The sequence below is a fragment of the Kitasatospora sp. NPDC114501 genome (assembly GCF_055633695.1).
On sequence record NZ_JBVKDS010000020.1, the window covers coordinates 116,646 to 129,192 of the forward strand.

13 protein-coding genes are annotated in these 12,547 nt (G+C 75.7%); 7 read left to right on the plus strand and 6 right to left on the minus strand.

Going from position 1 to position 12,547, the window contains the following annotated elements:
• Positions 1-57 precede the first annotated feature (57 nt).
• Positions 58-648 (plus strand): isochorismatase family protein, encoded by a 591-nt coding sequence (locus ACZ7RU_RS32180; protein WP_470344503.1) that lies wholly within the window; start codon positions 58-60, stop codon positions 646-648.
• Positions 649-948: 300 nt separating this feature from the next.
• Positions 949-1,536, plus strand: coding sequence for an ADP-ribosyltransferase (locus tag ACZ7RU_RS32185; RefSeq protein ID WP_470344551.1), 588 nt, complete (start codon positions 949-951; stop codon positions 1,534-1,536).
• A gap of 107 nt (positions 1,537-1,643) precedes the next feature.
• On the opposite strand, the gene ACZ7RU_RS32190 is transcribed toward ACZ7RU_RS32185, so the two are convergent.
• The 3 genes from ACZ7RU_RS32190 to ACZ7RU_RS32200 all read right to left on the minus strand — a co-directional run bounded on the left by ACZ7RU_RS32190 (position 1,644) and on the right by ACZ7RU_RS32200 (position 3,127).
• Positions 1,644-2,363 (minus strand): hypothetical protein, encoded by a 720-nt coding sequence (locus ACZ7RU_RS32190; protein ID WP_470344504.1) that lies wholly within the window; start codon positions 2,361-2,363, stop codon positions 1,644-1,646.
• Positions 2,356-2,556, minus strand: coding sequence for a hypothetical protein (locus tag ACZ7RU_RS32195; protein WP_470344505.1), 201 nt, complete (start codon positions 2,554-2,556; stop codon positions 2,356-2,358). Before ACZ7RU_RS32195 ends, ACZ7RU_RS32190 begins: the two co-directional genes overlap by 8 nt.
• Positions 2,557-2,713: 157 nt before the next feature.
• Positions 2,714-3,127: a MarR family winged helix-turn-helix transcriptional regulator gene (locus tag ACZ7RU_RS32200; RefSeq protein ID WP_470344506.1), complete on the minus strand. Its 414-nt coding sequence runs from the start codon at positions 3,125-3,127 to the stop codon at positions 2,714-2,716.
• 54 nt (positions 3,128-3,181) lie between these two features.
• On the opposite strand from ACZ7RU_RS32200, the gene ACZ7RU_RS32205 reads away from it, so the two are divergent.
• A complete protein-coding gene (locus tag ACZ7RU_RS32205) occupies positions 3,182-4,012 on the plus strand; it encodes an SAM-dependent methyltransferase (protein WP_470344507.1) in 831 nt (276 codons plus the stop codon).
• Positions 4,013-4,091: 79 nt separating this feature from the next.
• On the opposite strand, the gene ACZ7RU_RS32210 is transcribed toward ACZ7RU_RS32205, so the two are convergent.
• Positions 4,092-4,766, minus strand: coding sequence for a helix-turn-helix transcriptional regulator (locus ACZ7RU_RS32210; RefSeq protein WP_470344508.1), 675 nt, complete (start codon positions 4,764-4,766; stop codon positions 4,092-4,094).
• A 161-nt stretch (positions 4,767-4,927) separates the two neighbouring features.
• Here ACZ7RU_RS32210 and ACZ7RU_RS32215 point away from each other — a divergent pair, with 161 nt between their 5' ends.
• Complete coding sequence (locus ACZ7RU_RS32215) at positions 4,928-8,137, plus strand: bifunctional cytochrome P450/NADPH--P450 reductase (protein WP_470344509.1); 3,210 nt, start codon at positions 4,928-4,930, stop codon at positions 8,135-8,137.
• Positions 8,138-8,256: 119 nt separating this feature from the next.
• On the opposite strand, the gene ACZ7RU_RS32220 is transcribed toward ACZ7RU_RS32215, so the two are convergent.
• Positions 8,257-9,141 (minus strand): S1 family peptidase, encoded by an 885-nt coding sequence (locus ACZ7RU_RS32220; RefSeq protein ID WP_470344510.1) that lies wholly within the window; start codon positions 9,139-9,141, stop codon positions 8,257-8,259.
• A gap of 803 nt (positions 9,142-9,944) precedes the next feature.
• Positions 9,945-10,637: a phosphoribosyltransferase gene (locus ACZ7RU_RS32225; RefSeq protein ID WP_470344511.1), complete on the minus strand. Its 693-nt coding sequence runs from the start codon at positions 10,635-10,637 to the stop codon at positions 9,945-9,947.
• A 350-nt stretch (positions 10,638-10,987) separates the two neighbouring features.
• Here ACZ7RU_RS32225 and ACZ7RU_RS32230 point away from each other — a divergent pair, with 350 nt between their 5' ends.
• From ACZ7RU_RS32230 to ACZ7RU_RS32240, 3 genes are all read left to right on the plus strand, one after another.
• The gene (locus tag ACZ7RU_RS32230; RefSeq protein ID WP_470344512.1) at positions 10,988-11,440 is read left to right on the plus strand and encodes an STAS domain-containing protein; all 453 of its coding nucleotides are present in this window, start codon (positions 10,988-10,990) and stop codon (positions 11,438-11,440) included.
• 11 nt (positions 11,441-11,451) lie between these two features.
• Positions 11,452-11,949: an ATP-binding protein gene (locus tag ACZ7RU_RS32235; protein ID WP_470344513.1), complete on the plus strand. Its 498-nt coding sequence runs from the start codon at positions 11,452-11,454 to the stop codon at positions 11,947-11,949.
• A 129-nt stretch (positions 11,950-12,078) separates the two neighbouring features.
• Positions 12,079-12,450 (plus strand): STAS domain-containing protein, encoded by a 372-nt coding sequence (locus tag ACZ7RU_RS32240; RefSeq protein WP_470344514.1) that lies wholly within the window; start codon positions 12,079-12,081, stop codon positions 12,448-12,450.
• Positions 12,451-12,547 lie beyond the last annotated feature (97 nt).

Genomic DNA, 12,547 nt, shown 5'->3' on the forward strand with positions numbered 1-12,547 from the left:
GCCGGCCGGCCGGGCAGGGGTGGGGGGACCGGGGCTTCCGTCAGAAAGGGCTGTGCCATGGGGCGTGCACTGATCGTGGTCGACGTGCAGAGGGACTTCTGCGAGGGCGGAGCCGTTCCGGTCGGCGGCGGTGCGGGCCGGGCCCGCGCCATCGCCGACCTCGTGGAGCGCACCGCCGGCAGCGAGTACACCCATGTCGTCGCCACCCGCGACCACCACCTCGACCCGGGCAGCCACTTCTCCGACCGCCCGGACTTCAAGGACTCCTTCCCGGTGCACTGCGTCGCCGGCACCGAGGGGAGCGAGTTCCACCCCGACTTCGTCCCCGCGGCCGAGGGGAAGGTGGACGAGGTCTTCTACAAGGGCGCGCACTCCGCCTCCAAGAGCGGCTTCGAGGGCTTCGCCGCGGACGGCACCGCCCTCGCCGACTGGCTGCGCGCGCGGGAGGTCACCGAGGTGGACGTGGTCGGCATCGCCACCGACCACTGCGTGAAGGCCACCGCGCTCGACGGCGTGCGGGCCGACTTCGCGGTCCGGGTCCTGCTCGACTACACCGCGGGCGTCTCCGCCGAGACCACCGTCCGGGCCGTCGCCGAACTCGACCAGGCGGGCGTCGAGCTGAGCGGCACGCCGGTCGTCCTCGCCTGACGGCCGAGCACGTCAACCCGAGTCGCGGACGCGCCCTCGAACGGGTGGGTTGCGGCACCTCGGGGGTGGCGGGCGGCCAGGGTACCGCTCGTGATCAACTTCCGAATTCGCACGGCCGCCGGCGCAGTCGCCCTCGCCTGTGCCGTCGTGCTCACCCCCGAGAGCCTGGCCGCCGCCGCCCCCGCGGCCGAGACCGAAACCGCCCCGTTCCGCTGCCTCGACCCCAGCGGGGAGGCGCTCTGGAGCGGGCCCCAGTGCGACGGCGTCGTCATCCGTGAACTCGGCACCGAGGCCGTCGCCATCGTCCTGGACGGCCGCCGGATCGACTTCGCGGACGAGGCCGAACTGCGCGCCGACGACTGCGCCGCCCGGCCGACCGTCACCCTCCCCGCCAGCACCTTCGAGAGCATCCCGGAGGGACCGGACCCGCTGTACGCCGCCGTGGACCGCCGGGTGGACGTCCCCCGCATCACCCCGGCACCGCACTGGCGCAAGGACTGCCACCCGCTCTTCCGCTCGGACGGCCGCGACCCGTCCGTCATCTTCGAGCAGGGCTTCGCCCCGAAGGACGTCAACGGCCAGTACGACATCACCAGTTACGTGCTGCAGAACCAGCCCTCGCCGTTCGTCAGCACCACCTACGACCCCGAGCTCTACAAGAAGTGGAAGAAGGTGCCCTGGGACTACTTCATCGACGCCCCCGGCGGCATCAACGTGAACGCGACCATCGGCGACCAGCACCAGTACGCCGACCAGGTGGAGGTCGCCTTCCCCGGCGGCGTGGACCGGCACTTCATCCGCCGGGCCTGCCCGGTCGACCGGGCCACCGCCTCGCTGGTCGAGTCCGGCTGCGTGGACAACCCGAACTACCAGCCCTGGCTGCACTGACCGCGGGCCGGAACGACGGAGCGGCCGGCCGGTCTTCGGACCGACCGGCCGCTCCGTCGGCGGCCCGGCGTCCTGCCCGGGACGGTGGGCTCGCCCTGGGCGGGGTGCTAACGGGTGTCCCGGAACAGGGCGGTGATGCCGGCGGTGAGGACCAGCCAGCCGGTGATCGCGACGGCGAGGGCGGTGGCGAAGGACCACCCGATGGTGATCATGACGGTGCTGCCGAAGAAGGCGAGGAAGGCGATGGAGAGGTAGGCGGCGGCGGGGGCCTTCCAGCCGGTCCGGTGGCCCCGCAGCAGGGTCTGGACGGCGAGGGCGGTGCCCGCGCCGATCAGCAGGGCCAGCTCGAGGACGGGGCGCCAGGGGACCGTGACGATCGCGATGCGGTGGCCCCCGTGGGAGAGCTCGATGACGCGGCCGTTCCAGACCGTCAGGTCCACGTCGAGGCCCGTCCGTGCGCTGTCGTAGAGGTCCGCCGAGACGTAGTAGGTGCGGTCCGGCGCCGTCTCGCGGGAGACGGTCAGCTCGTGGCTGGTGCTCTCACCCTCCCAGGTGGTCTTCCTGCCCGTGACCCGGCCGGTCTCCCGGGTGGTGCAGTCCTTGGCGGGCGGGCCGGCGAGGGCGGCGCAGGCGGGGCCGTCGCGGTAGGCGAACACCTCGTCGTAGGTGTCGACGAACCGGGAGAAGCCGAGGGCGACGGCGGCCAGGCCGGTCAGGACGAGCAGGACCCCGGCCACGAGGCGGGCGGTCGCACGTATCTTGCCCGGGTGGGCCGGGCCGCCGGTGCGCAGGGGTGGCGCCGGGGTTCGGCCGAGGAGCTCACTCATCGTCGTCGCTCGGCACCTCGGCGAGGAGCGGCACGGCCCGCGCCTGCTCCGTCCGCCGTCCGGTCAGGGTGACCCGGCCGCGCTTGGTGGTCACTTCGAGCGACGCGTCCGCGCGGCGGGCCCGCAGCCAGTCCCGGAGTTCCGCCGTCTCCCGCAGCTCGTCGCCGCCGACGACCCTGATCCGCGCGTCCATCGCGCTCCCTCCGGCCACGCCCGGGCGGCTCCCGGGCTCAGTCGGGATGATGGCAGGGAACGGCTCCGTGCGGGGAGCAACCGGCGGAGCTTGTGACGGAGTTGTGGAATTCCCGCGTGGCGGAGGCCCTTGGCGGTGGGTGACGCGCCAGGCCGGGTCAGGGCAGCAGCAGGCCGGCGAGCTCGTCCAGCAGTTCGGTGACCCGCCGCGCCTTGTCCGGGTCCGGAACGGCCCTGGCGATGACCGGCTCGGCGGGCCGGGAGACGTGGGCGCGGATGGCCCGCCGGGCCGGCTCGGAGACGGTCAGCAGGGTGCGCCGCCCGTCGCCCGGGTCGGGGGCTGCGTCGAGCAGACCGCGTTCGCGCAGGCGGGCGACGGAGACCGAGACGTGGCTCTGGGCGAAGCCGGTGCGGACCCGGATCTCCTGGACGGAGGAGGCGGGGTGGCGGAACACGTCGGAGATCACGGCGATCTCCCCGGCCGTGAGCTGCTCGGAGGCCGGGTCGGTGATCAGGGCGCGGCCGAGTTCGGTCAACCGCTTGCCCAGTCTGAGGAGTTGCACGCCGTCCATGTCCGCCAGAATACATCTTCACCGATGTATCGGCGCCGATGTAGATTGCCGGGCATGACGACCTCCGAACCGCTCAGCCCGGTCTCCCGCACCGCCCTGTCGGTCGCCCGGGTGCGGGCCTACGAGAGCTCCCGACCCGACCCCCTCTTCGTCGACCCGTACGCCGCCGCGTTCGTCGCCGCCGCCGGTCTCGATCTGGCCCCCGCCGAGCCGGGCAGCGGCTTCGCCCGGGCCCTGCTCGCCCACGGCATCCTGCGCACCCGCTTCTACGACGACCGGCTGCGCGCCGCCGGCACCGGCCAGGTGGTGCTGCTGGCGGCGGGTTTGGACACCCGGGCCTACCGGCTGGACTGGCCGGGCGGCACCCGGGTGTTCGAACTCGACCTGGGCCCGGTGCTCGCCTTCAAGGAACAGGTCCTGGCCGGGATCGGCGCCGCACCGAACGCCGAGCGCACCGCACTGCCCGCCGACCTGCTCGACCCGCGGTGGCCCGATCGGCTGGTCGCCGCCGGCTTCGACCCGGCGCGGCGCTCGGTCTGGCTGGCCGAGGGGCTGCTGGTCTACCTCACCGCAGAGGAGGCGGCCGCCCTGCTGACGGCGGTGGGCGGGCTGGCCGCCCCGGGCAGCCGGCTGCTGCTGGAGCAGGGCCGGGACCTCAGCCGCACCCCGGACGATCCGGCGCTCGCCCACCTCACCGGCCTGTGGCGCGGCGGGCTCGGCCCGGGCACCGACGAGTGGCTCGACGGGCACGGCTGGACGACGGAGGTCACCACCCTCGTCCGGCTCGGGGAGGCCTACGGCCGGCCGTTCCAGAACCCCTCCGCCACGACGGCGTTCATCGAGGCGGAGCGACGGCAGGCGCCGGGCGGGGCCGCTCGGATCTGATCGCGGCCGGTATGCCTCTTCCGTGGCCGTACGGGCGATCGGATCAACTCCCGCTATGAGACAAATACCTGACGAAGCATCACAAGGAGGGAGCCGGACGCGGCGGCCAGGTGCCCGGGAGCAGCACGCCGGTGGCGTAGGCCCGGGCGACCAGGGCGGTGCGGTTGGGGACGCGCCAGCGGCGGGAGAGCCGGGCCAGGTGGTAGTTGACCCCGTCCGGGGTGACGCCGATCTCCCGGGCGATCTGCGCGGTGGTGTCGCCGCGGGCCGCCGCGGCCAGGATCCGGGCCTCGACCGGGCTGGCCTCGGCCCGCGGGCCGGACGGCGGGGCCGCCTCGCCTGCGGGCTCCGCCGCGTTCAGCGACAGCAACAGGCTCGGGGTCTGCTCCGGGGTGTCGCCGACCAGGGCGACGGTCATCTCACCGTGCCGCTCCCGGCCGCCGGCGGGCGTCCAGGACACCCGCGCCGGGTACTGCGAGCGGCGGTGCAACCGGACGGCCTCGGTGAGCGCCTCCAGGGTGCCGCTGTCCCGCAGGGTGAAGAACTCCAGAATCCTACGGTCGCGCAACTGGCCCGGCAAACGGCCGAATTCGGCTGCCATCGCGCGGTTGACGATCAGGATCCGACCGCCGAACTCGCACACCGCGATGGGCAGCGGCACGTGGTCCAGCAGCCGCAGCGCCCGGTTGCGCCAGATCACCGCCGCCTCCAGCCCGTCGTCCGGCGCCGGGCCGCAGCCCTCGGTCGTACGCATGAGTGGTTCTCCTCCCCGGGGGCCGGTGCTGACGGTTCGTGGGCAAGCCCGTGACGGCCCCGGGTACTACACAATCATGTAGTGACCGGGGCCCGGACCCCCGCCCGGTGGGCTCACAGTGGTGGAAGCCGAAAGTTTCCTGCTGTGGGAGGGGCACACCGATGACCGAGACCGTGGAGAGCGCGACCGAGGACGAGCGGGCGGCCGGGGCCGAGAGCCGGGCCGTCCCGCTGGTGGACATCTCGTCGGCGCCGCCGCTCGCCGCCCCGGTGCTGCGCACCATGGAACTGGCCAGAGAGCACGGCCCGGCCTTCGTCCAACGGCTGCACGGCCGGGACACCCTGGTCGTCAGCGGCCTGGAGCTGGTGGCGGAGCTGGCCGACGAGACCCGGTTCACCAAGTCGATCAGCCCGGCCCTGGAGAACGTCCGCCAGTTCACCGGCGACGGCCTGTTCACCGCGTTCAACGACGAGCCCAACTGGGCCCGGGCGCACGACATCCTGATGCCCGCCTTCGCGCTCGGCTCGATGCGCACCTACCACCCGGTGATGCTGCGGGTGGCCCGTCGGCTGGTCGACTCCTGGGACCGCCGGGAGGCCGCCGGACTGCCGGTGGACGTGCCCGGCGACATGACCAGGATGACCCTGGACACGATCGGACTGGCCGGCTTCGGCTTCGACTTCGGCTCCTTCGAGCGGGACGAGCCGCACCCCTTCGTCGAGGCGATGGTGCGCTGCCTGGACTGGGCGATGACCAGGCTTACCCGCGACCCGGCGGCGGACCACCGCGAGCGCGACGCGGCCTTCCGGGCCGACGCCGACTACCTGGCCGCCGTGGTCGACGAGGTGATCGCCGCCCGCGCCGGGGAGGGCGTCCAGGGCCCGGCCGAGGACCTGCTCGCCCTGATGCTCGGCGCGGTCCGCCCCTCGGACGGCACCCGGCTGGACGCCGAGAACATCCGCAACCAGGTGATCACCTTCCTGATCGCCGGCCACGAGACCACCTCGGGGGCGCTCTCCTTCGCGCTGTACTACCTGGTCAAGCACCCGGCCGTGCTGCGGCAGGTGCAGCGCGAGGTGGACGGGCTCTGGGGCACCCGGGCCGACCCGGAGCCCTCCTACGAGGACGTCGGACGGCTGCGCCACACCCGCCAGGTGCTCAACGAGGCACTGCGGCTGTGGCCGACGGCGCCCGCGTTCAGCCGGGAGGCGCGCGAGGACACCCTGCTCGGCGGCCGCATCCCGCTGCGCGCCGGGGAGACCGTCTTCGTCACCACGCCGATGCTGCACCGCGACCCGGCCTGGGGCGACAACCCGGAGCTGTTCGACCCGTCCCGGTTCGACCCCGAGCGCGAGGAGGCCCGCTCCCCGCACGCCTTCAAGCCCTTCGGCACCGGCGAACGCGCCTGCATCGGGCGGCAGTTCGCGCTGCACGAGGCCGTCATGCTGCTCGGCATGCTGGTCCACCGCTACCGGCTGATCGACCACGCCGACTACCGGCTGACCGTCAAGCAGACGCTCACCATCAAGCCCGACGGCTTCACCCTCGGCCTCGCCCGGCGGGCCCCCGTCCAGGCCTCCGCCGCCCTCGGCACCGCCGGGCCGACGGCCGTCGACCGGCAGGCCGGCCCGGCCGCCGAGCGCGCCGCGCGGGTCCGCCGCGGGACCGGGCTGCTGCTCCTGCACGGCTCCAACTACGGCGCGTGCCGGGAGTTCAGCCGGCAGCTCGCGGAGGCCGCCGCCGACCTCGGCTGCGAGACCGAGATCGCCCCGCTGGACGCCTACGCGGAGGGGCTGCCCACCGGCCGGCCGGTGGTGATCACCGCCGCCTCGTACAACGGGCAGCCGACCGACGACGCGGCCCTGTTCGTCCGCCGGCTCCAGGAGGCCCAGGAGGCCCAGGAGGGGCCGGAGACCCGAGCGGCCGACGGCGTCGAGTACGCCGTGCTCGGCATCGGCGACCGCACCTACGCGGCCACCTACCAGCGCGTCCCGGCGCTGATCGACGACCGGCTGGCCGCGCTCGGCGGCACCCGGCTGCTGGCCCGTGCCGAGGCCGACGCCTCCGGCGATCTGGCGGGCACCGTACGGCAGTTCACCGCGGCGCTGCGCGAGGCCCTGCTGGCGCGCCACGGGGACGCCGACGCCCCCGCCGCGCCGCGGCCGGAGGCCGCCTACTCGGTGACCGAGGTGACCGGCGGCCCGCTGGCCGCGCTGGCCGCCCGGCACGACATGGCGGAGCTGACCGTCACCGCCGTCGGCAGCCTGACCGACCCCGCCTATCCCCGGGTCAAGCGGCTGGTGCGGCTGGCCCTGCCGGAGGGCGCAGGCTACCGGACCGCCGACCACCTCACCGTGCTCCCGGCCAACGACCCGGTGCTGGTCGAGCGGGCCGCCAAGCTGTTCGGCGCCGACCCGGACACGGTGCTGGGCATCGTGGCGCACCGGCGCACCGGCCTGGCCGTCGACCGCCCGGTGACGGTGCGCGACCTGCTCACCCGCCACGTCGAGTTGCAGGACCGCCCGAGCGCCGAGCAGCGCGCCGCCCTGGCCGCGCTCAACCCCTGCCCGCCCGAGCAGGCCGCGTTGCGGGCGCTGCCCGAGGACGACCCGCGCACCCTGCTGGACCTGATCGAGGACCACCCGGCCGTGCAGGAGCGGCTCACCTGGCCGGTGCTGCTGGAACTGCTGCCGCCGATCCGGCCGCGGCACTACTCGATCTCCTCCTCGCCCGCCGGCGACCCGGGCCAGGTGGAGCTGATGGTCTCGGTGCTCAGCGCCCCGGCCCGCTCTGGCCGGGGCGCCTTCCGGGGCACCGGCTCCGGCTACCTCGACCGGGTGGCCGTCGGCGACACCGTGCTGGCCCGGGTGCAGCCCTGCCGGGAGGCGTTCCGGATCGGCCACCGCACCCCGGTGGTCATGATCGCGGCCGGCACCGGCCTGGCGCCCTTCCGGGGCGCCGTCGCCGACCGCCGGGCGCTGCTCGCCGAGGGGGCCGGGCTCGCCCCGGCGCTGCTGTACTTCGGCTGCGACGACGCGGCGGCGGACTACCTGCACCGCGGCGAGCTGGAGGCGGCCGAGCAGGCCGGCGCGGTCTCGCTGCGGCCCGCCTTCAGCGAGCGGCCGCAGCACGGGCGGCGGTACGTGCAGGACCGGATCGCCGCCGAGGCGGCCGAGGTCTGGGAGCTGCTCGAAGCCGGAGCCGAGGTGTACGTGTGCGGCGACGGGGCCCGGATGGCGCCGGGCGTCCGGGAGGCGTTCCGGGCGATGTACCGGGAGCGCACCCCGGGGGCCGACGAGCGGCGGGCGCAGGCCTGGCTCCAGGGGCTGGTCGAGACCGGGCGGTACGTCGAGGACGTGTACGCGGGCTGACCGGTCGCCCCCCCGGACAGGGCCGTCGGCCCGCCGCGCAGATGCGGCGGGCCGACGGGGTCATGACGGCTCGGACGGCTCGGACGGCTCAGAGGGTTGGCAAGGCTGGAAGGGCCCGGTCAGTAGACGCTGACCTGGTACGCGGAGAGCGCCGCGTTGACCGGCTGGTAGAAGGTCGTCCCGCCCGAGGTGCAGTCGCCGCTGCCGCCCGAGGTGAGGCCGAGCGCCTTGGCGCCGTCGTACAGCGGGCCGCCCGAATCGCCCTGTTCGGCGCAGACGTTGGTCTGGATCAGGCCGGTGACGGTGCCGCCGCCGGCGTAGCGCACGGTGGCGTTGAGGCCGGTGACGGTGCCGCCGTGGGTGCCGGTGGTCGAGCCGGTGCGCTGGACCGACTCGCCGACGAAGGCGTTCGGGGCGGAGGTGAAGCCGCCCGGGTGGCTGAGCGCGGCGTTGTCGTAGCGCACCAGCGCGTAGTCGTGCCCGGGGAAGGTCGAGCTGATCGTCGGGCCGATCCGGGTGAGGTGGTTGGCGTCGGTGTACCAGTCGGGGGCGACGTTGCCGCAGTGCCCGGCGGTGAGGAAGTAGTGGGTGCTGCCGCTCACCACGTTGAAGCCGAGTGAACAGCGGTACTGGCCGCCGTAGATGGCGTCCCCGGCGGCGACCAGCGGAGTGAAGGTGCCGGGGACGCGGTGGATGTCGACGGCGGCGGCGTTGGCGCCGACGGCGCTCATCAGCCTGCCGAGCGCGAGGGGGGTGACGGTGCTGTCGGCGGTCACCACGACGCGTCCGGCGGCCTCGTCGACGTACCAGGCGGTGCCGTCGACCTCGGCGTTCAGGATGGCGTCGCTGACCGCCGAGAGCTGTCCCGGTTGCGCGGTGGGGGTGGGGGCGGCGGCGGCGCCCGGCGTGGCGACCGCGGTCGCGGTCAGCAGGCCGAGGGTCGCGGCGAGCAGCCGGAAGCGGCGCCTGGTGCCGGTGCGGGGCGTGGTGCGCGTGGTCCTCACCGATGTCCTCCTGAGGGGGTGACGGCCCTGGGGTCGGGGCCGTGAAGCGTGGTCAGGCGGTGGGCGGACCCCGGCCGGTGCTCTCCGGAAGCGCGGCGGATGATCTGCTCCTGACAGACGCTGACCGGAAGTATGAGGAAACGGACCTTTCGGTACAAGCTTCCTGATGGGGTGTCGGCGGACCCGCGGGCCCGGGGGTGACCCCGCGGATCCGCCGTTCGGCGGCTGCCGCCCGGGGACTACCGGGCGGGCACCGGTTCGGGTCCGGCGAGGTGCCGGCCGGGGTGGAGGGCGCGGTGGAGGTCGTGCGGCGAGAGCGCACGGAGCGCCCCGAGGGCGCGCAGCGCCGGCGGGGGAGCACGGCGAACCCGGCCGCGCGGGCGGCGTCCAGGGCCGCGTCGGTCAGCGGGTTCCCAGGGCGATGCCGATCCCGTGGCTGGTGGCGACCAGTCGGGTCCAGGAGCCGGACGGGCCTGACGGGACGCCGCGCGGCCGCACGGCGGCGGCAGCGGATCGGCGACGGCGGGGAGTGCACACGGGCTGCGCAGGCCGGCACGCACCGCGGGGCGGGCGTGGCGGGGCACGGACCCCAAGACAGGCCCTAGACCCTCAGCCGGGCGACCCGGTGGGGGAGTTCGGGTGATCCGGCCTCGGCTGTCCGGACCGCCGGTTCCGCCGGGCCGGGCGTCCCGGACTGTTCACCGGAAGCCGGTCGGACGGCGACGGCGGGCTGGGCGGCCTCGGCGGCCGGGCCGTCCTCGGGCATGCCGGACGGACGACTGGAAGGAAGCCCCGGACGCCCCTCAGGCCCGGTCGCTCCGCGCCGCCGCGTGACCGGCGCGGGGCCGGCCGGGCGGGGTGCGGCGCTGGAGCAGGACGGCCGCCTCGCGGTCGGTGACCTCGTGGAACTCGCTGTACCAGGGCCCGGCGGCGTGCGCGTAGCGGGGGAGGTGGAGGCAGACCACCGCGTCCACGTCCCGGCGCAGCCCGGCCGCGATCCGGGCGTCGCCGACCGGCGCCGCGACGACCAGCTGCCGCGGGCGTTCGGCGGCGAGCGCGTGGAGCGCCGCCCGGGCGGTGAGGGCGTCGGTCAGGCCGTCGAGGACCAGGACGGCGGTGCGCCCGTTCAGCGGCAGCCGGGCGCGGCCCTGGCGGTAGAGCGACTCCCGGCGGTGGACCTCGACCCGCTCCCGCCTGACGCTCGCACCCAGCTCCGCCGCGGTGACGCCGAGGCTCGTCAGGGTGCACCGGTCGAACAGCGGCGGATCGCCGTCGGCGATCGCGCCGACCGGGCGGTCGTGGCCGGGCACGGCCAGCGGCCGCACCACGGTGGCCTCGAGCGGGGCGCCCAGGGCCTCGGCGACCTCGGCGGCCACCGGCAGCCCGCCCGGTGCCAGGCCCAGGACCACCACTCCGTCGCCGCCGCGTCCGCTCAGCAGCGGGACGAGCCTGCGGGCCAGCTGGTGTCCGGCGGTGCTGCGGTCGAGGAATCTCACGGCCCGTCCCTGCCTTCCGTGCGTCCGGGCGCTCCCGGTCGGGCCCGGGGCACACCGGCGAGCGGCCTGCGGCCCCCGCCACCGGTGCGGCTTCCCCCGGGGGGGCCGGGCTCCAACGTCCAGGGCAGGGCCCGCGAGCCGTACGGTCCGGGCCGCGATGCGAGCCGTACGGCCCCGGCGGGTGTGCCCCGGCGGGGGCCGGGCAGACGCGGGGCATGGACGGCCGACGGTCGGCGCTACCGCCCGTACCCGGTGTGCTCGCGGGTACCGGCGTCCGCGCGGCCCGGGACGGCGCACGCGATGAGGTCGGAACGGCGCCCAGCCGTCCCCATCGGGCGTGGGAGCGAGCCGTGCCGAGGTCACCCGAGCCGTCCCGCGAGCCCGTCGGTCAGGACGGCCCCGCCGAGCCGGAACCCGACGGCCTGAGCGTCGCGGTGCGCGACCGGGGGCCGGTGCGGATCGTCACCGTCGCCGGGGGACTGGACCATGACAGCGCCGACGCGCTGCGCGCCGCGCTCGCCCGGCCCCCGTCGGCGGACGGCATCGAGCGGATCGTGGTGGACCTCGCCGGTCTGCGGTTCTGCGACTCGACCGGCCCGAACGTCCTGCTGCGCGCCCGACTGGACGCGCGGGCGGTGGGGCTGCGGCTGGAGCCGGCCGGCCCCGGCCCGCTGGGGGCGCGGCTGATGGCGCTCACCGGGGCCGACCGCGTGCTGCGGGTCCGCCCCGACCTCCGTGCGGCGCCGGCGGCCTCCGGCGGGGCCTCCGTCGACGGGGCCGTCGCGCCACCCGGACCGAGGTGAGGAGGCAGGCCGTGGAGCGCCCCGCGAACGGTGGGCCGCCGGGCCGGGAGCAGACCAGGCGGCTGGTGCTGGAGGGCAGCGCAGGCGCAGTGCAGCGCAGCCGCGACTTCAGCCGGCGGGCACTGGTGTCCTGGCACTGGCTGCCGGCCGCCGACGAGGACCGGCGGGCCGCGGCCGAGGACGTCCTGCTGATGGTCTCCGAGCTGGTCACCAACGCCTGCCTGCACGCCCCCGGCGGCCCGCGCGAGCTGCGGCTGCGCTGGGACGGCGACCGGCTGCGGGTGGAGGTCGCGGACGCCAGCCCCGTCCCGCCGCGGCTGCGCCCGTTCGCGGGGGCGGGCCGTCCGGGCGGGCACGGGCTGCGGGTGGTGGACCGGCTCGCCACCGCCTGGGGCTCGCGGCCCGAGGGCGGTGGGAAGCTGGTCTGGCTGGAGGTGCCGCGCCCACCCGTCGGGGCGGCGGTGGACGGGGACCGGGCCAGGGGGCAGGCGGGGCCGGGCCCGGGCTGATCGGCCGTCCGTCCCGACCGGGACGTACGGAGGGGTTTCCGGCGCGCCGCAGCGGATAGCCGTGGGGGTGTCAGCGCCGGCCGTCGACCGGCGCGTGCGGTCCGGACCGTGCGAGAGGAGTCCGCAGCCATGGCGCAGCGCCCGTCGAAGTCCGGGGACCCTGCCGTCGGCCGGGCCGAGGGGCTCACCGTCGATCTCCGGCCGTGGGCCCTGGGCACCGTGCTGGTGCTGCGCGGCGATCTGGACCTGGACTCGATCGCCGATCTGCGGACCGCGTTCGACCGGGCCCTCACGGAACCCGCCTCCGTGGTCGTGGTGGACTGCGCCGGGCTGGAGTTCTGCGATTCGACGGGGCTCAACGCCCTGCTGCGGGCCAAGGCCCGGGCGGCGGTGGACGGCAGCCGGATCGAGCTGGCCCGGCCCCGGCCGCTGATCCTGCGGATGCTCGAACTCACCGGCGCCACCGACGCCTTCCCGATCCGCGAGACCGTTCCGGGCTGAGGCACCACCCCGCGACCTCGTCCCGCGGGTCACCCCCGGCTCCTCCCGCGTGTCACCCCCGGCCCGCGGTGGCACAGTGGGAGCAGGGCGGCGCCCG

What these genes read in the sequence shown, in the direction of transcription:
- ACZ7RU_RS32180 (WP_470344503.1), top strand. Translation starts at nt 58, where the DNA reads ATGGGGCGTGCACTGATCGTGGTCGACGTGCAGAGGGACTTCTGCGAG.
- ACZ7RU_RS32190 (WP_470344504.1), bottom strand. Translation starts at nt 2,363, where the DNA reads ATGAGTGAGCTCCTCGGCCGAACCCCGGCGCCACCCCTGCGCACCGGC.
- ACZ7RU_RS32195 (WP_470344505.1), bottom strand. Translation starts at nt 2,556, where the DNA reads ATGGACGCGCGGATCAGGGTCGTCGGCGGCGACGAGCTGCGGGAGACG.
- ACZ7RU_RS32200 (WP_470344506.1), bottom strand. Translation starts at nt 3,127, where the DNA reads ATGGACGGCGTGCAACTCCTCAGACTGGGCAAGCGGTTGACCGAACTC.
- ACZ7RU_RS32205 (WP_470344507.1), top strand. Translation starts at nt 3,182, where the DNA reads ATGACGACCTCCGAACCGCTCAGCCCGGTCTCCCGCACCGCCCTGTCG.
- ACZ7RU_RS32210 (WP_470344508.1), bottom strand. Translation starts at nt 4,766, where the DNA reads ATGCGTACGACCGAGGGCTGCGGCCCGGCGCCGGACGACGGGCTGGAG.
- ACZ7RU_RS32215 (WP_470344509.1), top strand. Translation starts at nt 4,928, where the DNA reads ATGACCGAGACCGTGGAGAGCGCGACCGAGGACGAGCGGGCGGCCGGG.
- ACZ7RU_RS32240 (WP_470344514.1), top strand. Translation starts at nt 12,079, where the DNA reads ATGGCGCAGCGCCCGTCGAAGTCCGGGGACCCTGCCGTCGGCCGGGCC.